We start from the raw sequence: 21,833 nt of genomic DNA, 5'->3' as shown, positions 1-21,833 counted from the left end.
TCGTGCCGCCTTACGCCGGTCCTCCCGTAGCCTCCCGCCAGGGAGATGCCAGCAGCCCACTGCGGCTGCTCGCCTACCTGGCCCTGGCCATCACCCTGATCGTGCTCGACGACCAGGCCGGCTGGCTGGCGCGTGCGCGCGCCCAGGCCAACGTGCTGGTGCAGCCGGTGTGGGCGCTGGCCGGCCTGCCGGGCCGGCTCGGCACCCAGGTCAAGGACAACGCCGCCAGCCATGGCCAGCTGGTCGACGAAAACCGGCAGCTGCGCAACCAGCTGCTGATCGCCAACGCGCGCCTGACCCGCCTGCAGACCGCCGCGCTGGACAATGCCCAGCTGCGCGAACTGCTCAACGTGGCCGAACGCAGCGGGCTGGACGTGCAGCTGGCGCCGATCCTGGACATCGACCTGGACCCGGTCAAACAGCGCCTGGTGCTGGCCGCCGGCAGCCGCGACGGCGTGCACCTGGGCCAGGCAGTGATCGACGCCGGCGGCCTGATGGGGCAGGTGATCGCCACCACCGGCAGCTCCGCCACCGTGCTGCTGCTGACCGACCCGGACCATGCGGTACCGGTCACCGTGGCGCGCAACGGCGTGCGCCTGATCGTATACGGGCGCGGCGACACCCTCGAGCTGCGCGACATCCCGCTCAGCGCCGGGGTGGAAGTCGGCGACGAGATCGTCACCTCCGGCCTCGGCGGCCGCTTCCCGGCCGGCTTCCCGGTCGGAAAGATCACCGCCCTGCGCCCCGACGACACCCACGCCTTCCTGGTAGGCGAACTCAAGCCCGCAGCCCAGCTCGACCGCGGCCGCGACGTGCTCTTGCTGAGGCCAGGCGCCGCAATCCGAGTGCCACCCAACCTTCAACTCTCCGAAGCCGCAGGCGGTCCCCCCGCAGCAGCGGCACCGACGGTAGCGCCGGGCTCTGCCCGGCCCACGGAAACCGCACCGCAGCCAGCCCAACCCACACCCCAACCCGCCGCAACGGGGCCCACCCCATGAGCCGCCTGCGCGACAAACCCTGGGTGCTCCCGGTCAGCATCGTGCTCGCCCTGCTGCTCGGCCTGCTGCCGCTGCCCGAACTGCTGCAACCCCTGCGCCCCTACTGGCTGGCGCTGGTGCTGGCCTACTGGGTGATCGAAGCCCCCGACCGGGTCGGCCTCGGCGTGGCCTTCAGCTGCGGCGTGATCGCCGACCTGCTGTACGGCGGCGTGCTCGGCGAACAGGCGCTGCGGCTGGTGATGCTCACCTTCATCCTGCAGCGCTTCCGCGCGCGGATCCGCTTCTTCCCGATGTCGCAGCAGGTGCTGGCGATTGGCGGCCTGCTGTTCAACGACCGCATCGTCAGCGCCGTGGTCCACATCGCGGTGGGCGAACCGACCCTGCCGTGGTCGTACTGGTGGGCGCCGCTGCTGGGCATGGGCCTGTGGCCGCTGGTGTTCGTGCTGCTCGACGCGGTGCGCTTCGGACGTCGCGGGCGCTGACATGTACGTGCGCCGCCAGGCCAAGAACCCCCACGCCGAAGCCGAGCAGTTCCGGCGGCGCGCCGCGCTGGGCTTCCTCGGCGTGCTGGTCTGCCTGTTGGGCCTGGGCGGCTGGTACTTCAAGCTCCAGGTGCTGGACCACGACATCTACGCCACGCGTTCGGAAGCCAACCGGATCAAGCCGCGACCGGTCGTGCCCGGGCGCGGCATGATCTACGACCGCAACGGGCGCCTGCTGGCCGAGAACGTGCCCGCGTTCCGCCTGGACATCACCCCGGACAAGGTCAAGGACATGGACGCCACCCTGGCCGGGCTGGCGAAGATCCTGACCCTCACCCCGGAAGACATCGAGACCTTCAACAAGTCGCGCAAGGCGCGCCGCAGCTTCCTGCCGGTGACCCTCAAGCTGCGCGTCACCGATGACGAAATGGCGCGCTTCGCGGTCGACCGCTGGCGCTACCCGGGCGTCGAACTCGAGCCTTACCTGACCCGACGCTACCCGTACGGCGACCTGTTCGCGCACATCATCGGCTACGTCGGCCGGGTCGACGACAAGGACCTGGAGATGCTGGGCGAGGGCAATGCCGCGCTGACCCACATCGGCAAGTCCGGGCTGGAGCGCTATTACGAGCAGGAACTGCGCGGCAAGGTCGGCTACGAGCAGGTCGAAACCAACGTGCAGGGCCGCGCCATCCGCACCATCGGCCGGGTCGCCGCGCAGTCCGGCAGCGACCTGCGCCTGTCCATCGACGCCGACCTGCAGCGCGCCATGGTGGCTGCCTTCGGCGAGTTCGAAGGCTCGGCCGTGGCGATGGACCCGCGCACCGGCGAGATCCTGGCCATGGTCAGCCTGCCGTCGTACGACCCCAACCTGTTCGTCAACGGCATCTCCCACGCCGACTTCAAGGCGCTCAACGACAACCCGTCGCGGCCGCAGTTCAACCGCCTGGTGCTCGGTGGCGTGGCCCCCGGTTCGACGATCAAGCCGCTGATCGGCCTGGCCGGCCTGGACAGCGGCACCCGCCGCCCCGAAGACAAGATCCTGTCCACCGGCATGTTCTACCTGCCGGGCACCTCGCGCGGCTGGGGCGACGCCAATCGTGGCGGCCACGGCTGGACCGACCTGCGCAAGTCAATCACGCAGTCGGTCAACACCTATTACTACAAGCTCGCCCTGGACATGGGGATCGAGAAGTTCGACCACTACATGGGCTACTACGGCTTCGGCCAGCCCACCGGGATCGATCTCACCGGCGAAATCGGCGGCATCCTGCCGTCGCCGCAGAACAAGGCCAAGTCGCGCAAGGAACGCTGGTATCCCGGCGACACCGTCAACGTCAGCATCGGCCAGGGCGACTGGAAGGTCACCCCGTTGCAGCTGGTGCATGGCGTGGGGGGCATCGCCGATGGCCAGCTGCGCACCCCGCACCTGGTGATGCAGCAGCGCGAAGGATTCGACGCCGACTGGGTGGCCACCCCGCCTGGCGACAGCAAGCCGGTCAGCCCCAGCCCGGGCAACCTGCAGGCGGTGCGCGAAGGCATGATGGGCACCATGCGCCCCGGCGGCAGCGGTGCGCGCGCCGCGGCCGGTGCGCCGTACACCATTGCCGGCAAGACCGGCACCGCGCAGGTGATCAGCCGCCGCGGCACGGCGGCGGTGAATCCCAAGAGCCTGCCGATGCACCTGCGCCACCGTTCGCTGTTCGTGGGCTTTGCCCCGGCCGAGAACCCGGTGATCGCGCTGGCCATCGCGGTCGAAGGCGGCGGTTACGGCGGCTCGGCGGCGGCCCCGATCGCACGCAAGCTGTTCGACGCCTGGCTGCTGGGCAAGATGCCCGAGGGCATGGAGCCGCTGGACAGCGCCCGTGGCACCACCGCCATCGGCGTCACCGGCTTCGAAGGCGACAGTGCCGCGCGCGACGCCGGCGATGCCGCCGCTGCCGCGCTGGAGTTGTTGCCGGTCGTGGTCGGCGTGCCCGAGCCGGTGCCCGCGCCAGCGCCGGTGCCCGGCGCGCCGCTGGCCCCCGCGGCCGCCCCCCCGACACCACCGGAGCGCACCCGATGAAGGTCTTCCTGCGCTGGGCGACCGACATGGCCGTCCGCTTCTGCAGCACCCTGGACTGGGTGCTGTGCCTGGCGCTGGGCGCGCTGATGCTGATCGGCCTGTCGGTGCTCAAGAGTGCCGGCGGCGACGGCCTGGTGTTTGCGCAGGCCGCGCGTTTTGCGGTCGGCCTGGCCGCGCTGTGGATGATTTCGCGGGTGCCGATCCTGCGCATCCGTTCGGCGACGCCGCTGATCTATGCTATCTCGATGATCCCGCTGCTGGCGGTGTTCGTGCTCGGCACCGGCAAGTACGGCCGCCAGTGGCTGGACCTGAAACTGTTCTACCTGCAGCCGGCCGAGCTGCTCAAGGTCAGCCTGCCAATGATGGTGGCCTGGTACCTGCACCGCATGCCGCTGCCGCCGCGTTTCAACACCGTGCTGGTGAGCGCAGCGATCATCGGCGTGCCGACCGGCCTGGTGATGCTGCAGCCGGACTTCGGAACCGGCGTGCTGATCGCGGCCAGCGGCGCCTTCGTGCTGCTGCTCGCGGGCCTGCCGTGGTGGTGGGTCGGCGTGGCGGTCGGCGGCGTGGCCGCGGCGGCGCCGGTGGCCTGGATCTGGCTGCTGCGGCCGTACCAGAAGGACCGCATCATGATGTTCCTGGACCCGGAAAGCGACGCGCTCGGGGCCGGCTGGAACATCATCCAGTCCAAGATCGCGATCGGCTCCGGGGGGCTGGATGGCAAGGGCTGGGGGCAGGGCTCGCAGTCGCACCTGAACTTCATTCCGGAGCAGACCACCGACTTCGCGTTCTCCGTGCTGAGCGAGGAGTTCGGCTGGATCGGCGTGGCCACCGTGCTGGCGCTGTACCTGGTGGTGATCGGGCGCTGCCTGTGGATCGCCTCGCAGTCGCGCGACTCCTATTCGCGCCTGCTGGCCGGGGCCACCGGCCTGGCGTTCTTCGTCTACGTGCTGGTCAACGGCGGCATGATCTCGGGCCTGCTGCCGGTGGTGGGCGTGCCGATGCCGCTGATCAGCTACGGCGGCACCTCGGCGGTCTCGCTGCTGGCCGGGTTCGGGCTGGTGATGGCCGCGCGCGCCCACAATCCGGTGCACGGCGGCTACAGCTGAACGGCGGCGACTTTCCGTCGCGCCGTTATGTCTAGTCAAAACAGTGGCCGCTTAAGCGCAAGGTTTTGCGCAATCCGGCCATTGGATCGTTGCGAATATGCCGAATCCGGCAGCCCGGATGTAGAAGGCGTCAACAACCCGACGGAAAAGTGCGATGGCGCGCACAGTTATGAATGCGCTTGATCACGATCAATGGACATGTCGTAAACGCCCTGCACAATGGCGGCCCGCAAGCAGCTGCGCGTCGTGCCAAGCGACGCGCCAGGCGCTGCGGGACGTAGTTGACCTAACGGGTACAGGGGGTGCGACGTTGCGCTGGGGAGTAGCGCGTCGCGCTGGTATCGACCAGGTCGGTAAGGCCGGTCGCGCTCATGGGGATGGGGGCGCGACCGGCTTGACCTTATCGCTGCATTTACACACCGTCTTAACGAATGTGCGATTGTCTACGCAAATCGTTGGGATTCATGGTGTTAGGGGTTTTATTTCATCTTTGACCTGCTAACCTGCGGCGATGATTCGACGCACTTTGGCTTGCATGCTCACGCTCGGTCTGGTCGCCTGCGCGACCCAGCCGCAGTCCCCGTCACCGCCGCCGCAGGCGTCGGGTGCGCCCAACAAACCGGGCGTGGCCCACAAGGGGCCTGCCGAAGCGGCGCCGGAAGGTGCCGCGGCCACCGCGCCGCCGGTCGATCTGACGCCGGTTCCGTTTGAAATCGCCCGCGCGAACTTCGTGCGCGACACCGCTGCGCGTTACGGCATTCCCGCCGCCCAGATCGAAGCCACGCTGGCCCAGGCGCAGGTGCGCGACCCGATCATCGCGGCGATGTCGCGCCCGGCCGAGCGGGTCAAGCCGTGGAACGAGTACCGGCCGATGTTCATCAGCCAGGCGCGGATCGACGGCGGGAAGAAATTCCTGGCCCAGCACCGCGACGAACTGATGCGCGTGCAGCAGCGCACCGGCGTGCCGGCCGAGGTGATCGTGGCGATCATCGGCGTGGAAACCAGCTACGGCGGCAACACCGGCAGCTACCGCGTGCTCGATGCGCTGTACACGCTGGCCTTCAATTACCCGCGCAGCGGCGACCCGGCCAAGCTGGAACGCGAGGTGCGCCGCGAACTGTATTTCCGCGACGAACTGGCGCGCCTGTTCGCGCTCACCCGCGATGAGAAGCTGGACATCCTGGCGATCAAGGGCAGTTATGCCGGCGCCATGGGCATGGGCCAGTTCATGCCCTCCAGCTACCTGGATTTCGCCGTGGACGGCAACGGCGATGGCCGCCGCGACCTGTTCAACAGCTTTGATGACGTGTTCTCCTCGATCGCCAACTACTTCGTCAAGAAGGGCGGCTGGGTACGCGGCGGTCCGGTCGCGGTGCCGGCCACGCTGGCCGCCGGCCGCGAACCGTTCGACCCCACCGACTGGACCCCGAGCTGGACCCTGTCCGAACTGGCCCAGCGCGGCTACCAGCCCAGCGTGCCGGTCGCCACCGGGCTGACCGCCACGCCGATCACGTTGGAGGGCAGCACCGGCAGGCAGTACTGGCTGGGCTTCCAGAACTACTACGCGATCACCCGCTACAACCTTTCCAAAATGTACGCGATGGCCGTGTACCAGTTGTCCCAGGCCATCGCAGGACAGGAGCTGCCGCCGGCATGAACGCATTCGCACGCTGCAGATGGGGGGTCCCCAGCCTGCTGATCCTGGCCCTGGCCGCCTGCAGCAGTGCACCGAAGAAGCCGCCGGCCGCCAGCGTCGGCGGCGGCAAATCCAGCGGCACGCTGGTGCAGGGCGCGGGCAAGGGCAGCCGTCCGGCCCATTGCCCGGAAGGCTCGCCGTACAAGGCGGCCACCGAGGATCCCAGCACGCGCGGCAACTACCGCGCCGGCGGGCTGTACAAGCCCGGCGTGAACGACAGCACCCCCAGCTACATTCCCAACGTCGCCTGCATTCCCGAGCCGGAGGTGGTGGACCTGCCGCGCTCGCCGGTCGGCAACAAGACGCCGTATGCGGTACTGGGCAAGCAGTACCAGGTCATGGACAGCACCCGCGGCTACGCGGAGAAGGGCACCGCGTCGTATTACGGCGCCAAATTCCACGGCCGCCTCACCTCCAACCGCGAGGTGTACGACATGTACGCCTTCACCGCCGCGCACAAGACCCTGCCGCTGCCGAGTTTCGCGCGGGTCACCAACCTGGACAACGGCGAGTCGGTGATCGTGCGGGTCAACGACCGTGGGCCGTTCCATGACGGCCGGGTGGTCGACCTCAGTTATGCCGCCGCGGTGCGGCTGGGCATCACCCAGCGCGGCACCGGCAACGTGGAGGTGCGCGCGCTGCAGCCGGGCGACGACAACCTGCTGGCCGACAAGCCTTCGCGCCGCGAGCGCCGCGCGATTGCCGCCGCGGCCGCTGCGCCGGTGCCGGCGCCCGCAGCGCCGGCCAAGCGGGCCAGCGACATGGACCGGCTGGTCGGCGCATTGCCGCCGCCGTCGCCGCGCACCGCCGGCAGCGCCCAGCCTGCGGCCACCCAGGCCGCCTCGCTGGAGACCGGCCCGGTCACCGTGAGCACCCTGCCGCCGGTCGCACCCGTCGTGGCGGCGGCGCGCCCGGCGCCCACGGTCGTACGCCCGGCGCCTGCGCCGACGCCAGGTGCGTCGCTGCAGGAACAGGTCGGCTACGTGCTGCTGCAGGTGGCCAGCTTCGCCAGCCGTGAAAACGCCACCCGCGCGCTGGGCCAGCTGTCCTCGGCCGGGATCGTCGGCGCCAGCATCAGCGACATCGTCAGCGGGGGCCGCACCCTGTGGCGCCTGCGCGTCCCCGCCGCCGACACGGCCAGCGCCTCGGAACTTGCCGGCCGCATTGCCGGTCTGGGATTCGGGTCGCCCCAGATCGTAAAAGAGTGAATGCGGCCGCGCCGTGCGCGCCTGCGCGTGCGGCCACCCCATGGCCCTACAATGGCCCTCCCCTGTAATCCCCTTGGCGCCTTCCTGGAGCTTGCTGTCCGATGAAATTCCGCTTTGCCGCTGCTGCCATGGCCACGACCCTGTTCGTGGGCATGGTCTCCGCCCAGACCCCCCTGCCCACGCCGGCCCCGGCACCTGCTCCTGCCGCCGCCGCCCCGGCCACCGTGGCTACCCCGCCGGCGCCCAAGCCCAGCGTGGCCAAGGCCTGGATCCTGATGGACTACGCCACCGGCCAGGTGCTGGCGGGCGAAAACATCAATGAACAGCTGGCACCGGCCAGCATCACCAAGGTGATGACCTCGTACGTGGTCGCCGCCGAAGTGAAGAACGGCAAGGTCCGCACCGACGACCAGGTGATGATGAGCGAGCGCGCCTGGCGCGAAGGCGGCGCAGGCACCGACGGCAGCTACAGCGGCTTCCCGGTCAACCAGACCGCGCGCCTGGAAGACATGGAAAAGGGCATGGCGATCCAGTCGGGCAACGACGCGGCGATCGCCCTGGCCGAACACGTGGCCGGCAGCGAAGAGGCATTCGCTTCGCTGATGAACAGCTACGCCGCCAAGATCGGCATGAAGGACTCGCACTTCGTCAACGCGCACGGCCTGAGCGCCGAAGGCCACCACACCACCGCCTACGATCTGGCGCTGCTGGGCCGCGCGTTCGTGCGCGATTACCCGGAAACCTACGCCTACAACAAGGTGAAGGAATTCACCGTGGGCAGCATCACCCAGCCCAACCGCAACCTGCTGCTGTGGCGCGACCAGAGCGTGGACGGCATCAAGACCGGTCACACCTCGGAAGCCGGTTACTGCCTGATGAGTTCGGCGCAGCGCGGCGACCAGCGCCTGATCGCGGTGGTGCTGGGCGGCAGCTCTGAAAAGCAGCGCGCCGATGACAGCCTGGCGCTGCTCAACTGGGGCTTCCGTTTCTTCGAAACGCACCGCATGTATGAGCCGGGCAAGGCCGTGGCCGAGCACAAGGTGTGGAAGGGCACGGCCGACAAGCTGCAGCTGGGCGTGGCCCAGCCGCTGCTGGTGAGCGTGCCGCGCGGTCGCTACAACGACCTGAAGCCGAGCATCGACGTGCCCAAGACCCTGGAAGCGCCGTTCACTGCGGGCCAGGAAGTTGGCACGCTGAAAGTGACCCTGGATGGCAAGGTGGTGGCCCAGGCCCCGCTGGTGGCCGTGGCCGCGGTGGAAGAGGCCGGCTTCTTCAAGCGCCTGTGGGACAGCTTCTGGATGTGGTGGGAATCGGAATAATCCGGCCCGGCCGTGAAAAGCAAAAAAAGACCGGCCATGGCCGGTCTTTTTCTTTTCGGTGTACCGGCCAGCGGCCGGTACCTACAGCAGATCGCTACAGCGATCTGCTGATCGTAAATGACCCATAGATCGGCGACTGGTCCTGCAGGTCGAACTCGCGGGTGCTGTGGTAGCGGGCGAGGGCGAACTTCCAGCGGTTGTACATCACCGCCAGGCCGTAGCCGGCCTGGCCGACCACGTTGCGCTTGTCCACGCTGTGGCTGTTGCGGAAGGTGTTGCCGTCCAGGGTGATGTCACGGATCACCCAGGCTGCGTCGGTGGTGGCGAACACATGGAACGACCAGCCGCTGGGCTTGCCGCCGCGGGTGGGCGCGGTGTTTTCGCCGGCCGGGCGCAGCGGGGTGCTGCCGAAATCGTCGGGCAGCTTCCAGCCGAAGCGTACTTCGCCGCCGGCGTTGAGGTGGGTGGCCAGGTTGCCGACCGCACCGCCGTAGTGGCTGATCGCATCCCAGCCCCAGCCGCTGAGGTTGTCGGTGGCGTCGGCCGGCCAGCGGCGCATGCGCTCGTGGGTCAGCATCACCACCGGCTCGTTGTGCAGCTGGTTGTCCCAGCCCTGGAACTTCTCATCGCCGAGCGCGTCGTGCACGGCATCCTGCACTTCCTTGCCCAGCGCCCACGGCCCGACCACGCCAAGGGTGAGCTGGGTGGTCTGCAGGCGGTCGCCGCGGCGGGCGTTGTAGCCGAAGCTGCCAACCAGCACGCCGGCGTAGGGACGGTCGTCCTCGATCACGTCGCGGCGGGTGAAGTCTTTGGGCGTGTAGATCTGCTGGGCGAAGCTGAAGATCATGTTCTGCTGCTCGAATTCGCCGGGGGCCAGGCGTTCGAGGTGGCGGTTGACCCAGCGGGCAAGGCGCGGCAGGCAGGGATCGTCGGTGTAGTCGACCAGGTTCGGCGAGACCAGGGTGATCTGGGCACCGTTGGTGTAGCCCTGGTCCTGGTCGGCGCCGCCGAACAGGTCGTTGTCTACGCGGAAGTTGATCTGCGGGGGATGCTCGCTCATCGCATCGGGACCGCACTGCTCGGCCGCCTGTACGGTGGGCACGGCAAAGGCAAGGGCACCGGCGAGTGCGGCCGGCAACGCAAAGGGCTTGAACTGCATGGGAGTCCCGCTGATGGTTTATCCACTTTTAAGCGGGTGCAGCGTAGTCAGGGTGTGAGGCCATCTCAACGCCGCGCATGCACTGGATCGTTTTGTTGATGAACGCCGATCTTCACGCAACGTTGGGTGCCACTGTGCGCACGTTCCCGCAGGGCTTGGGTTCCGTCGTTTCCATCCCCATAATCCCGCCATGGAAATCAAGTCTGACAACCCCGAACACGGCTTCCAGTTCCCCGGTCAGTTCGAGCTCAGCGCGATGGGCGCGGCGAACATCGGTCTGGAGCATGAACTTCCGCTGCTGCTGCAGGCTGCCGGCATTGAGGTGCTCAAGGAGCGCATCAACTGGAAGACCTCGTCGAACGGCAAGTATGTCTCGGTGAAGCTGGTCTTCAAGGCCGAAACCCGTGAGCAGCTCGACGCCGCCCATGAGGCGCTGCGCAACCACCCGGAAGTGAAGTGGACCCTGTAAGCGCGTGTGCGCTGGACGCCGCGGCCCCCGGGCAGCGCGTAGCCCGGCCGGCCATCGTGCGCGACCTGGGCCGCCAGCCCTACGCGCCGGTCTGGCATGCGATGCAGCGTTTCACCGACGCGCGCACCGACGACACCCCCGACGAGCTGTGGGTGGTCGAGCACGACCCGGTGTTCACCCTGGGCCAGGCCGGCAAGGACGAGCACGTGCTGGCGCCGGGCGACATTCCGGTGCTGCACGTGGACCGCGGCGGCCAGGTGACCTACCACGGGCCGGGCCAGATCGTGGTCTACCCGCTGCTGCAGCTGCGCCGGCTCGGGATCGGGGTGCGCGATTACGTGTGCCGGATCGAGCAGGCGATCATCGATACGCTGGACGAATGGAATATCGGGGCTGAACGGCTGGACGGCGCGCCCGGGGTGTACGTGGGCGGGGCCAAGGTGGCCGCGCTGGGCATCCGGGTCCGCCGGGGCTGCACCTTCCACGGCCTGGCCTTCAACGTGGCGATGGACCTGGAACCGTTCCACCGCATCAATCCCTGCGGCTATCAAGGGCTGCAGGTCACCTCGGTGGTAGACTTGGGGGGACCGTCTGGCATGGCGGCCGTCACGCCGGTACTGCTGGGCCACCTGGCCCGCCAGTTCGGCCTGGACCTCCAGCCTGCCGCGGACCTGCCCGATCTGACTGACCATGACTGAAACCACCGCTCGCATCATTCCCCTGCAGGTCGTGCAGGGCGACACGCCGTCCGCCGCGCCGTTGCAGGCGGGGGTCAAACAGCTGGGCGGTGACAAGATCGGCCGCTCGCCGGTGCAGTTCGCCGACGCGCCGGTGCTGCGCAAGCCGTCGTGGATCCGGGTCCGGATCCCGTCGGGCAATGCGGTGCAGACCCTGAAGGCCAAGCTGCGCGAGAACCGCCTGGTGACGGTCTGCGAAGAGGCCAGCTGCCCGAACATCCACGAGTGCTTCAGCCACGGCACGGCCACGTTCATGATCCTGGGCGAGGTCTGCACGCGGCGCTGTTCGTTCTGCGACGTGGCGCATGGCCGGCCGAAGCCGCCGGACGCGGCCGAGCCGGCCAGCCTGGCGCAGACCGTGGCGGACATGGGCCTGAAGTACGTGGTGGTGACCAGCGTTGATCGCGATGATCTGCGCGACGGCGGTGCGCAGCATTTCGCCGACTGCATCGGTGCCATCCGCGCGAAGTCCCCCAACACCCGGATCGAGGTGCTGACCCCGGACTTCCGTGGCAAGGGCCGCATGGAGCGGGCGCTGGACATCCTGGCGACCAACCCGCCGGACGTGTTCAACCACAACATCGAAACCGTGCCGGACCTGTACCGCAACGTGCGGCCGGGCGCGGATTACCAGTGGTCGCTGACCCTGCTGAAGAACTTCAAGGCGCAGCACCCGTCGATCGCGACCAAGTCGGGGATCATGCTCGGCTTGGGCGAGGACATGGACCAGGTGCGGGCGACCATGCGCGACCTGCGCGCGCACGACGTGGACATGATCACGATCGGCCAGTACCTGCAGCCGACCGCGCACCACCATCCGGTGCTGCGTTACTGGACCCCGGACGAGTACAAGGCGCTGGAAGACTACGGCTACGCGCTGGGCTTCAGCCACGTGGCCTCCGGCCCGATGGTGCGCTCTTCGTACCACGCCGACGTACAGGCCAAGGGCGCAGGGGTCGCCTGACCCCCCGTGCCGGCCGTTGGCCGGCCGCGCAGCGTGCACGGGGCTGAATGCCCGCCGACCCGCAACGGGTTCAGGCACCGGTGGGGTTTCGCTGGAAACCCCCGGTTTCAATGGATATCCACTGGATTCACGACTTCATACAGCGCCCGGTTTAGGCTGGAAATGCGCGTTCCGGCGCCGTGGATGACAAACCCCGCAACTTTCGGCACTGTCGTGTGGTCAGATCCGCACGCAGTCTCTCCCCTGGCAAGGTGCCATGAGCAAGTCGATGAAATTCAAAGCCCCCGCATTCCTGATGGCCCTGGCGCTGAGCGCCCCCCTGGCACTGTCTGCCTATGCCGATTCGCCGGCCCTGCCGTCGGCGGCGACCGCCGACCAGGTGACGACCTCCAAGCTGGTCTACGGCCTGCTTTCGGACAGCCGCTATGCGTACCGGCCGCGCGCGCTGGACGCGGCGACCTCCAAGGACGTGTTCAAGCGCTACCTGGAGTCGCTGGACGGCAGCAAGCAGTTCTTCACCCAGGCGGATATAACGAAGTTCGCGCCGTTCGAGGCCAACATTTCCTCGGCGATCCGCGGCGGTGAGCTGGAGCCGGCGTTCCAGGTGTTTGCGGTGTACAAGCAGCGCGTGGGCGAGCGGGTCGGCTATGCGCGCAAGCTGCTCAAGCAGGATTTCGACTTCAGCAGCGACGAGCGCTTCGAGTACGACCGCAAGGACGTGCCGTGGGCGGCGAGCAGCGCCGAGCTGGATGACCTGTGGCGCAAGTCGGTGAAGAACGACTGGCTGCGGCTGAAGCTGGCCGGCAAGCAGCCGGCCGATATCCGCAAGACGCTCGACAAGCGCTATGCGCAGCTGGAGAAGTCGGTCAACGAGCTGAAGGGCGAGGACGTGTTCCAGTTCTTCCTCAACGCCTATACCAGCGCGGTCGATCCGCATACCGATTACTTCACCCCGCGCACGGCGGAGAATTTCAACCAGGCGATGTCGCTGTCGCTGGAAGGCATCGGTGCGCAGCTGCAGCGCCAGGATGACATGGTGGTGATCCGCGAGATCATCGCCGGTGGTCCGGCCGCGGTGAACGGCACGCTGAAGCCGGGCGACCGCATCGTCGGCGTCGGCCAAGGCAAGTCGGGTCCGGTCGAAGACGTGATCGGCTGGCGCATCGACGACGTGGTGGCCAAGATCCGCGGCAAGAAGGACACCCAGGTGCGGCTGGAATTCATTCCGGCCGAGGAAGGCGTGGACGGCAAGCCGCACATGCTGGTGCTGACCCGGCAGAAGGTGCGCCTGGCCGAGCAGGCCGCCAAGGGCGAAACCCTGACCATTCCGGCCAAGGACGGTGAGCCTGAGCGCCGCGTAGGCGTGATCAAGCTGCCGACCTTCTACCAGGATTTCGAAGGCCGCCGCCGCAACGCGACCGACTATGCGTCGGCCACCCGCGACGTGGCCAAGCTGCTGGCTGGCTTCAAGAACGACAAGCTGGACGGCGTGGTGCTGGACCTGCGCAACAACGGCGGCGGTTCGCTGGACGAAGCCATCGAGCTCACCGGCCTGTTCATCGAGCAGGGCCCGGTGGTGCAGGTGCGCGAGTCCGGTGGCCGGGTCACGGTCAACAACGACCGCAGCGAAGCGGTGGCTTGGGACGGCCCGCTGGCGGTGCTGATCAACCGCGGCTCGGCGTCGGCCTCGGAAATCTTTGCCGGTGCGATCCAGGACTACGGCCGCGGCCTGGTCATTGGTGAAACCACCTTCGGCAAGGGCACCGTGCAGAACATCGTCGACCTGGACCGCTGGCCGAGCGGTGAGGCGCAGCGCTTCGGCCAGGTCAAGCTGACCATCGCGCAGTTCTTCCGCGTCAGCGGCAGCAGCACCCAGCACAAGGGCGTGGTGCCCGACCTGGCCTTCCCGGCCAGCGTCGACGCCAGCGAGTACGGCGAAAGCACCTACGACAATGCGCTGCCGTGGACCCGCATCGCCGCCGTGCCGCATACCCAGTACGGCAACTTCGGTCCGCTGCTGCCCAAGCTGGAAACCCGCCACGCCGCGCGCATCGCCACCGACAAGGAATTCCAGTGGTGGAACGAGGACGTGGAGCAGTTCCGCACCGAGGCCGCCAAGAAGTACATCTCGCTCAATGAAGGCGAGCGCCGTGCCGAGCGTGAGCGCCAGGAAACCCAGCGCAAGCAGCGTCAGGCCACCCGCAAGGAACTCGGCCTGGACCTGGACCCGCTGGCCGACGACAGCAACGACGATGGCCTGACCGGCAACGAGCGCGACATCGTGAAGGACGCCGCGCGCGAGAAGGCCGCCGAGAAGCGTCCGGATCCGCTGCTGCGTGAGTCGGCGGCGATCCTGGCCGACGCGGTGAACCTGCTGGCCGAGGACCGTCCGCTGTCGGCCCAGGTGCTGCCGCAGTCGACCGCGGCCGGCCGCTGGGCGGACTGATCGCCGGAATCGGGTGAATCCCCCTGAAACGAGAGGCCGGCGGAGACGCCGGCCTTTCGCGTTTAGACCCCGCGCATACGCTGCTGGGCCTATGCTTCGAGGCTGACCCTCCTGCAGGAGCGCCCATGCGGCTGTCCCATGCTCTCCCGGCCGGTTTGCTGGCCCTGACCCTGTCCGCCTGCGGCGGCAAGGCGGCCGACAGCACGCTGTTGCGCGAATCCTTCGACTCGGGCGATACCTATTCGCGCACCGTGCCGGGTACCCCGGCCCAGGCCTGCGAGGCGGCGCGGCGCACCCTGCTCAGCCAGGGCTACGCGATCGCCCGCGCCGATGCCGATGCGGTGGAAGGCAACAAGAACTTCCAGCCGCGCGACGACGCGCACGAGCAGCTGGTGCTGCGCATTTCCTGCGCGGCGCGCGGCGACGAGGCGCTGGTGTTCATCAGCGCGGTGCAGGACCGCTATGCGTTGAAGAAGAGCCCGACCTCGGCCAGTGTCGGCGTCGGCGCGCTGGGCTCGGTGTCGCTGCCGTTCGGCAGCAATGACGACTCTTTGGTGAAGGTGGCCAGCAGCACCGTGCAGGACGCCGACTTCTACCGCCGCTTCTTTGCCCGCCTGCAGCAGTACCTGCCGGCGGCCAAGGCCGGCACCCCCGAACCTGTACCGCCGGTGCCGGCCCCGCAGACGCCGGTTCCGGAACCACGTCCGGCGGCGCCGCTGCCCCCTGCGGCTGCGCCCGCAGCCATGCCAACCGCGACGTTGCCGGAACCTGCTCCGGCCGAGGCGGTGCCTGCAGTGGATCACGCTGCCGAAGCTGCTGACGTTCCAACGCCGCCCGCTGACACGCCCACGCCGCTGAACTGATCGGGGCCGGGGTGGCGCGTCCGCGACTTCCGGTGCTGGCGCTTGCCGTGGCGTTGTCGCTGTCTGGCGCAACGATCGCCGCGCCGACCGACTGCGTGCAGTCTCTGCTTGAACGCCTGGGCTGGCAGCTGGCCCAGGCCGATATCGATGCGCCGCGCGTGCACGGTGGCCCGGTCTGCGACCGCGACACGCTGCGCGATGCGCAGGCGGCCGGAGACCTGCGCGTGGAGATGCCGCGTACCTGGTCAGCCGCTCAGCGGGCGCCCTTCCTGCGCACCCTGCTGGACGATCCGGCGACGGTCTGTGCGTACACCTTCGAACTGGGCAACGCGACCCGGCGCGCCGCCACCCGGCTGCAGGACAATCCGGGCTATCGCTTTTCCGGACTGCAGCTGGGCTGGATCGGCTTCGGCCCTGGCGGCGCCGCCGCGCAGGGCTGGGAAGGTTTCCGCAGCCTCGGCCGCGGCTACCAGCCGGCCGGCCGCAACAGCACGGCCCTGCAGGCGTTCTACGACGGCCGGGTGCGCAGCGAGTGCGGGGTGGGCCGCCAGGTCGCACAGCTGGCCACCCAGCGCGAGCTGTACGGCGACGCCGGCTTCGATGCGGCGTTCAGCCCGGCCGAGCTCTCCATCGGCACCTTCCTGACCCTGCACGACACCGACAGCATCCTCCTCGGCAAGCACGCCGGGGAATTCTTCGCCGACGGCAAGGCCGTGCGTACCTCGCGCAGGGGTCGCCAGGCGTTCGTCGGCACGCCGGGTTTCATCGAGCACGTGTTCGACCGCCAGTTCCTGGATGACATCAACAACCAGGCAGAGAACTTCGTGGTGGTGGAGGTGAGCGCGGCGGCGGGCGAGGCGCTGCGCACGCACGGCGGCTTCGCCCACTACGACCGCATCAATCGCCGCATCTGGGAGCTGGCCAGCCAGATTCCCGGGCCGGGGCCGCGGCGCTTCGAGCGGCTGCTGTTCGAGCGCGACCCGGACCTGCGTGCGTCGCTGCCGGCGCGGCAGCAGCCGGTGCTGGCTGAACTGGACGCCCTGCTGGACGATCCGTTCTACCAGGGGTTCGTGATTTATGTGCACCCGCGCGGTATACGTCCGGTGGGCTATCACGTGGCACGCCTGCTCGACCGCAATCCGCGCACGCCGTTCGCGTTCGAGCTGGGCCTGCACAACCTGCATACCACGCTGTACCGCCGCTGGGTGGATACCCAACTCCAGCAGTGCGCGGCAGCATCGAAAGATTCGCAACCCGAGCAGAGGTGAGTCATGGAAATTGCAATGATTGGACTGGGGCGCATGGGCGCCAACATGGCCGAGCGGCTGCATCGCGGCGGCCACCGCGTGATCGGCGTGGACCCGGGCGAGGCCGCACGCGCCAGCGCCGCCGAGCGCGGCTTCGAGGTGAGTGCGACCGTCGCCGACGCGCTGGCGACGATGTCGGTACCGCGCGTGGTGTGGCTGATGGTGCCGGCCGGTGAGGTGGTCGACCAGACGTTGGCCTCGCTGTCGCCGCACCTGTCCGAAGGCGACGTGGTGATCGACGGCGGCAATTCGTACTACAAGGATTCGATGCGCCGGTCCGCGCAGCTGCTGGAAGAAGACGTGACCTACATCGACTGCGGCACCAGCGGCGGCGTGTGGGGCCTGCAGGAAGGCTACAGCCTGATGATCGGCGGTGACGCCGAAGCAGTGCAGCGCATTGGTGCGATCTTCCGCACCCTGGCGCCGGCCGAAGACAGCGGCTGGGCGCACGTGGGGCCGAGCGGGGCAGGGCACTTCTGCAAGATGGTCCACAACGGCATCGAATACGGAATGATGCAGGCCTATGCCGAAGGCTTCGCGCTGATGCAGCGCAAGACCGAGTTCAACCTGGACCTGGGCGAGGTTGCGAAGGCGTGGCAGCACGGCAGCGTGGTGCGCTCGTGGCTGCTCGACCTGAGTGCCGACGCGTTGCAGCGCAACCCGCAGCTGGACGGCATCGCCCCGTTCGTGCCCGATTCCGGCGAAGGCCGCTGGACCGTGGCCGAAGCGATCGACCTGGATGTGTCGGCGCCGGTGATTACCCTGTCGCTGCTGGAACGCCTGCGCTCGCGCGAAAAGAATTCCTTCAGCGACCGCATGCTCTCCGCCTTGCGCAACCAGTTCGGCGGCCACGCGATGATGAAGGAGTAACGCGGTCCGATCAGCGCAGGTCCACGCGCCGACCGGTGTCGGCGCTTTCGCGGCCGGCTTCCAACAGGCGCATCAGTTGGAGGGCCTGCTCGGCAGTCACCGGCGGTTCGCCTTCGCCGAGCATCGCGTCGCGGAATGCGGCATAGAAGCGCCGGTAGTCGCCCAGCACGTTGTCCACGCTGTGCCGGTGCACCTTGCCATCTCCATCCACCTGTACCTGCTGCCCATGCACCGGGTCCAGCCCCCAGCCCGGTGCGCCTGGCGCGATGCCCTGGCGCAACTGGTCTTCCTGCACGTCGCGACCGTCCTTCAGGTAACTGCCGTGGCTGCCATGCACCGCGAAGCGCGTTGCGGAGGCCGCCACCAGCGAGCCCGCATGCACGATCGCGCGCAGGCCGGGGTAGTGCAGCACCGCATGGAAATAGTCATCGCTGCGTGCGCCGTCGCGTTGCGCGTCGATGTCGGCACTGATCGCTTCGGGCCAGCCAAACAGCTGCAGCATCTGGTCGAGCAGGTGCGGGCCGAGATCCATCCACAAGCCACTGCCCGGTGCGTCGCTCTCGCGCCAGCGGTCGCGCACCTGCGGGCGGAAGCGGTCGAAGTGCGAATGGCATTCGGCGATCCGTCCCAATGCGCCGGACTCCAGCACGCCACGCAGGCTGAGGTAGTCGGCATCGAAACGCCGGTTCTGGAACACGCTGACTACGCGCTCGGCGCTGCGTGCGGCGTCGACTACGCTGCGCGCTTCGGCCGTGCTCAACGCAAAGGGTTTATCCACCAGCACATGCTTGCCGGCCTGCAGCGCCGCCAGTGCCAGCGGCGCATGCTGCTCGTTCGGCGTGGCGATCACCACTGCGTCGATGGCCGGGTCGGCCAGCAGGTCGTCCACCTGCGCGTGCACATGCACGTCGGTGAACGTGCGCAGCAGGCGGTCGCGCTGCGAACTGACGATGGCGTGCAAGGCCAGCCCGGGCGTGTGCTGGATCAGCGGTGCATGGAACACGCTGCCGGCCAGGCCGTAACCGATCAGTCCCACCTGCAGGATCGCGCTCATGAAATCGCCTTTGCTGTATGCGGGGAGTAAGAATAATTGCAATTGATGCAGTGCGGAAACGTGAACCGTTGGGGATCAAGCTGACTGGTTCACGGCGATTTGATGTGGCGGCGACGTCTCGTGTACGCATCGCCGCCGACACTGGCGGCACACACCAGGGAGACACCGCACATGACCAACACTACGCGTAATCTGCTTGCTGCTTCGCTCGCCCTCGGCATGCTGCTGGGCACCTCCGCAGCGATGGCCAAGGATCCGCCGAAGACCACCGACCACAGCGCCATGACCCATGCCGACAAGCATGACTCGGCCGAGCCGGTGACCGATACCTGGATCACCACCAAGGTCAAGAGCGACCTGCTGGCCAGCAGCAATGTGTCCGGCACCGACGTCAAGGTGGAAACGGTCAACGGCGTCGTATCGCTGTCCGGCACCGTCGCCACCAAGGCCGAGCACGACAAGGCCGTGATGACCGCCAAGAACATCAAGGGCGTCAAGAGCGTCGATTCGAAGGCGCTGATGGTCGCCGGCGCCGCTGCCAAGCGCTGATCGACACCGCAATGCATTCAGAGGGGCGCGCCGCAGGGCGCGCCCTTTTTTGATGTCTCGGGACTGTCCGGTCCTGGCCCGTATTCACGTTGGTGTGGAGTATATTCACGCCATACATGAACCCGGCCGGGGAGGCCGAGTACGCCATGCCACCGATCGGGTCTTCGTTGGGACACCTGCGCATCCTGCTGGTGGAAGATTCGCCTGATGACGCCGCGCTGATGAGCCGGCAGATGCTCGACGCCGGCCTGCAGGCCAGCTTCGAGCGGGTGGAGACCGCGGCTGAACTGCGCGAGGCGCTGCTGCGCTTCGCCCCGGATATCGTCCTGTCCGAACTGGGCATGCCCGGCTTCGCCGGCAACCAGGCGCTGGAGATCGTGCGCGGCTGGCACGCGGACCTGCCCTTCATCTTCGTCTCCGGTACCCTGGGCGAAGAGAACGCGGTGGCGGCCCTGCACCAGGGCGCCAACGACTACATCATCAAGCACCAGCCGGCGCGGTTGCCTTCGGCGGTGGCACGCGCGGTGCGCGATGCGCGCGGTTCCATCGACCGGCAGCGGGTGGAAGCCGAACTGATGCGCGCGCAGCGGCTGGAAAGCCTGTCGCTGCTGGCCGCCGGACTCAGCCACGACCTGCGCAACATCCTGCAGCCGCTGCTGATCATGCCGGAGCTGCTCAAGGCGCGGACCCCGGACCCGCAGCTGCACCACCTGGCCGACGTGATCGCCGAATGCGGTCGGCGCGGGCACGAAATGGCCGAGTCGATGCTGTCGTTCGTGCGCGGGTCGCGCAACACCCGCGAACGCATCCAGGTCGCGCACCTGTTCGAGGCGATCGGGCTGCTGCTGCGCAGTACGCTGCCGGCGCAGGTCAGCCTGCACCTGGAGGTGGCCGACCCGGCGCTGGCAGTGGACGCCAACTACACCGAGCTGCAGCAGGTGCTTTTGAACCTGGCGCTCAATGCGATCCAGGCCATGCCCGACGGCGGACGCCTGACCCTGCGCGCCGAAGCCGATGCAGATCCGCGTGGCGTGGAGCGGCTGCGCCTGTCGGTGAACGACGAAGGCGTGGGCATGGGGCCGGAGGTGATGGGGCGCCTGTTCAATCCGTTCTTCACTACCAAGCCCAACGGAACCGGCCTGGGCCTGATTTCGTGCAAGCGCATCATCGAAGGTGCGAAGGGCAGCATCCAGGTCGCCAGCACCCCGGGCGTCGGCAGCTGCTTCGTGCTGCTGCTGCCGATCCGTGCCGAGGTCGTCGAGCAGGCGCAGCCAGCGCAGCCGGTGGCCGCCGGCACCGGGCAGTCGATCCTGGTGGTGGACGGCGAGGCGACCCGGCTGTCGCTGCTGGGCAATGCGCTGTCCAGCCAGGGCTACCACCTGCAGCTGGCCTCCGACGGCGGCGCGGCGCTGCGCTGGATGCAGCAGGAAGCGATGCCGGCGCTGGTCATTGCCGACGCCGGTGACAAACTGCTCTCGGCCAGCCACCTGCTGGATGAAATGGCCGCACTGGGCTACCACGGCCCCGCGCTGGTGCTGGAAGACGTGGACGAACCGGTTCCGCTGCAGGGGTTCCCGACCGGCGTGGATGTCCACGTGCTGCGCAAGCCGCTGGAAATGCAGCAGGTGTTCCGCTCGGTGGCCGACGCCCTGGGGTGATTGCAGGCACCGCGTGGAGCCGGCCAGCGGCCGGCACTACACGGGTGGGTCAAGCGTCGGTAGTGCCGGCCGCCGGCCGGCTCCACGCAATGCCGGCTTCACCCCTCCCAGGGAAACCTTGGCAGCGACGCCACCGCCTGCTCCAACCGCCGCGACCAGTTCCCGTGGATCTCCGCATACAAGGGGCTGTCGCCGGCCAGCCGCATGCGGTGGCTGATGCGCAGGTCGCCGGCGCGCAGCAGCACCAGGTCCACCGGCAGGCCGACCGACAGGTTGGAGCGGATGGTGGAGTCCAGCGACACGATCGCGGTGCGTGCGGCGTCGTCCAGGTGGGTCTGCGGGCGGATGATGCGGTCCAGGATCGGCTTGCCGTACTTGGACTCGCCGATCTGCAGGAACGGCGTTTCCGGCGAGGCCGCGATCGCGTTGCCCAGCGGGTAGATCATGTACAGCCCCGGATGCTCGCCGCCGACCTGGCCGCCCAGGATCAGCGTGGCCTGGGTGTTGACCCCGTCGTGGCCGTGCTCGGGGTTGCTGCATTTGACCTGGCTGTCGACCAGCACGCGGCCCACGTACTCGGCGACCTCGAACAGGTGCCGGTAGGCGCGCAGGTTTTCCGGCCGCTGTTCCTCCACGTCGCGGTGCAGCCGCGAGATCAGCAATTGGGTGGTGGCGAGGTTGCCGGCGGCCATGATGACGAAGCTGGCCTGGCCCGGGAACTCGAATTCGTGCAGCTTGCGGTGCACGCGAACGTCGTCCAGCGACGCGTTGGTACGGGTATCGGCGGCGAAGACCAGGCCTTCATCCACCGCAATGCCGACGCAATAGGTCATGTCGGTGTCCTATGATGTGCACCCCGATTCTATGCGGTGACCCTGTT

18 protein-coding genes and 1 pseudogene are annotated in these 21,833 nt (G+C 68.2%); 16 read left to right on the top strand and 3 right to left on the bottom strand.

What is annotated here, in order from left to right; translation table 11 throughout:
- Positions 1-2: 2 nt before the first annotated feature.
- The 7 genes and pseudogenes from mreC to PDM28_RS16155 form a co-directional block, all read left to right on the top strand.
- A pseudogene (gene mreC / locus PDM28_RS16185) lies at positions 3-995 on the top strand (rod shape-determining protein MreC); the annotation flags it as partial.
- A complete protein-coding gene (mreD, locus tag PDM28_RS16180) occupies positions 995-1,480 on the top strand; it encodes a rod shape-determining protein MreD (RefSeq protein ID WP_070208914.1) in 486 nt (161 codons plus the stop codon). The pseudogene mreC and the gene mreD, both read left to right, overlap by 1 nt.
- Position 1,481: 1 nt before the next feature.
- Positions 1,482-3,545, top strand: a complete 2,064-nt coding sequence (gene mrdA, locus PDM28_RS16175) for a penicillin-binding protein 2 (protein WP_311182837.1) — start codon at positions 1,482-1,484, stop codon at positions 3,543-3,545.
- Positions 3,542-4,654, top strand: coding sequence for a rod shape-determining protein RodA (rodA, locus tag PDM28_RS16170; RefSeq protein WP_102947248.1), 1,113 nt, complete (start codon positions 3,542-3,544; stop codon positions 4,652-4,654). Before mrdA ends, rodA begins: the two co-directional genes overlap by 4 nt.
- Before the next feature lie 511 nt (positions 4,655-5,165).
- Positions 5,166-6,311, top strand: a complete 1,146-nt coding sequence (gene mltB / locus PDM28_RS16165; protein ID WP_311182836.1) for a lytic murein transglycosylase B — start codon at positions 5,166-5,168, stop codon at positions 6,309-6,311.
- Positions 6,308-7,558 carry a septal ring lytic transglycosylase RlpA family protein gene (locus PDM28_RS16160; RefSeq protein WP_311182835.1) on the top strand — a complete coding sequence of 417 codons (1,251 nt, stop codon included), beginning with the start codon at positions 6,308-6,310 and terminating at the stop codon, positions 7,556-7,558. The genes mltB and PDM28_RS16160 overlap by 4 nt, the downstream gene beginning before the upstream one ends.
- 101 nt (positions 7,559-7,659) lie before the next feature.
- Entirely contained in the window at positions 7,660-8,877 is a 1,218-nt protein-coding gene (locus tag PDM28_RS16155; RefSeq protein WP_102945031.1) for a D-alanyl-D-alanine carboxypeptidase family protein, read from the top strand.
- A gap of 94 nt (positions 8,878-8,971) precedes the next feature.
- Here PDM28_RS16155 and PDM28_RS16150 read toward each other — a convergent pair whose 3' ends face one another.
- Positions 8,972-10,036, bottom strand: coding sequence for a lipid A deacylase LpxR family protein (locus PDM28_RS16150; protein ID WP_102945032.1), 1,065 nt, complete (start codon positions 10,034-10,036; stop codon positions 8,972-8,974).
- A 190-nt stretch (positions 10,037-10,226) separates the two neighbouring features.
- On the opposite strand from PDM28_RS16150, the gene PDM28_RS16145 reads away from it, so the two are divergent.
- The 7 genes from PDM28_RS16145 to gnd all read left to right on the top strand — a co-directional run bounded on the left by PDM28_RS16145 (position 10,227) and on the right by gnd (position 17,692).
- A complete protein-coding gene (locus PDM28_RS16145; protein ID WP_311182834.1) occupies positions 10,227-10,505 on the top strand; it encodes a DUF493 family protein in 279 nt (92 codons plus the stop codon).
- The gene (lipB, locus tag PDM28_RS16140; RefSeq protein WP_102945034.1) at positions 10,493-11,203 is read left to right on the top strand and encodes a lipoyl(octanoyl) transferase LipB; all 711 of its coding nucleotides are present in this window, start codon (positions 10,493-10,495) and stop codon (positions 11,201-11,203) included. Before PDM28_RS16145 ends, lipB begins: the two co-directional genes overlap by 13 nt.
- Positions 11,196-12,206 carry a lipoyl synthase gene (gene lipA, locus PDM28_RS16135; protein ID WP_311182833.1) on the top strand — a complete coding sequence of 337 codons (1,011 nt, stop codon included), beginning with the start codon at positions 11,196-11,198 and terminating at the stop codon, positions 12,204-12,206. Before lipB ends, lipA begins: the two co-directional genes overlap by 8 nt.
- Positions 12,207-12,474: 268 nt before the next feature.
- Entirely contained in the window at positions 12,475-14,652 is a 2,178-nt protein-coding gene (locus PDM28_RS16130; RefSeq protein WP_102945430.1) for a carboxy terminal-processing peptidase, read from the top strand.
- Positions 14,653-14,777: 125 nt separating this feature from the next.
- Positions 14,778-15,515: a DUF2242 domain-containing protein gene (locus PDM28_RS16125; protein ID WP_311182832.1), complete on the top strand. Its 738-nt coding sequence runs from the start codon at positions 14,778-14,780 to the stop codon at positions 15,513-15,515.
- 11 nt (positions 15,516-15,526) lie between these two features.
- Positions 15,527-16,783 carry a hypothetical protein gene (locus tag PDM28_RS16120; protein WP_425507609.1) on the top strand — a complete coding sequence of 419 codons (1,257 nt, stop codon included), beginning with the start codon at positions 15,527-15,529 and terminating at the stop codon, positions 16,781-16,783.
- A 3-nt stretch (positions 16,784-16,786) separates the two neighbouring features.
- The gene (gnd, locus tag PDM28_RS16115; RefSeq protein ID WP_311182831.1) at positions 16,787-17,692 is read left to right on the top strand and encodes a phosphogluconate dehydrogenase (NAD(+)-dependent, decarboxylating); all 906 of its coding nucleotides are present in this window, start codon (positions 16,787-16,789) and stop codon (positions 17,690-17,692) included.
- A gap of 10 nt (positions 17,693-17,702) precedes the next feature.
- On the opposite strand, the gene PDM28_RS16110 is transcribed toward gnd, so the two are convergent.
- Positions 17,703-18,746, bottom strand: a complete 1,044-nt coding sequence (locus tag PDM28_RS16110; RefSeq protein WP_311182830.1) for an oxidoreductase — start codon at positions 18,744-18,746, stop codon at positions 17,703-17,705.
- Between the two features lie 171 nt (positions 18,747-18,917).
- Between PDM28_RS16110 and PDM28_RS16105 the strand changes: the two genes are divergently transcribed.
- Together PDM28_RS16105 and PDM28_RS16100 are read left to right on the top strand one after the other, a co-directional pair.
- On the top strand, positions 18,918-19,295 hold the full coding sequence (locus PDM28_RS16105; RefSeq protein WP_311182829.1) for a BON domain-containing protein: 378 nt from the start codon (positions 18,918-18,920) through the stop codon (positions 19,293-19,295).
- A gap of 146 nt (positions 19,296-19,441) precedes the next feature.
- Positions 19,442-20,953, top strand: a complete 1,512-nt coding sequence (locus PDM28_RS16100; RefSeq protein ID WP_311184715.1) for an ATP-binding protein — start codon at positions 19,442-19,444, stop codon at positions 20,951-20,953.
- A 98-nt stretch (positions 20,954-21,051) separates the two neighbouring features.
- Here PDM28_RS16100 and PDM28_RS16095 read toward each other — a convergent pair whose 3' ends face one another.
- Positions 21,052-21,786, bottom strand: coding sequence for a proteasome-type protease (locus PDM28_RS16095; protein ID WP_102945041.1), 735 nt, complete (start codon positions 21,784-21,786; stop codon positions 21,052-21,054).
- Positions 21,787-21,833 lie beyond the last annotated feature (47 nt).

The sequence above is a fragment of the Stenotrophomonas aracearum genome (assembly GCF_031834615.1).
Taxonomy (GTDB): domain Bacteria; phylum Pseudomonadota; class Gammaproteobacteria; order Xanthomonadales; family Xanthomonadaceae; genus Stenotrophomonas; species Stenotrophomonas aracearum.
Note: the sequence above shows the minus strand (reverse complement) of the source record. Positions and strands in the feature narration are given on the sequence as shown.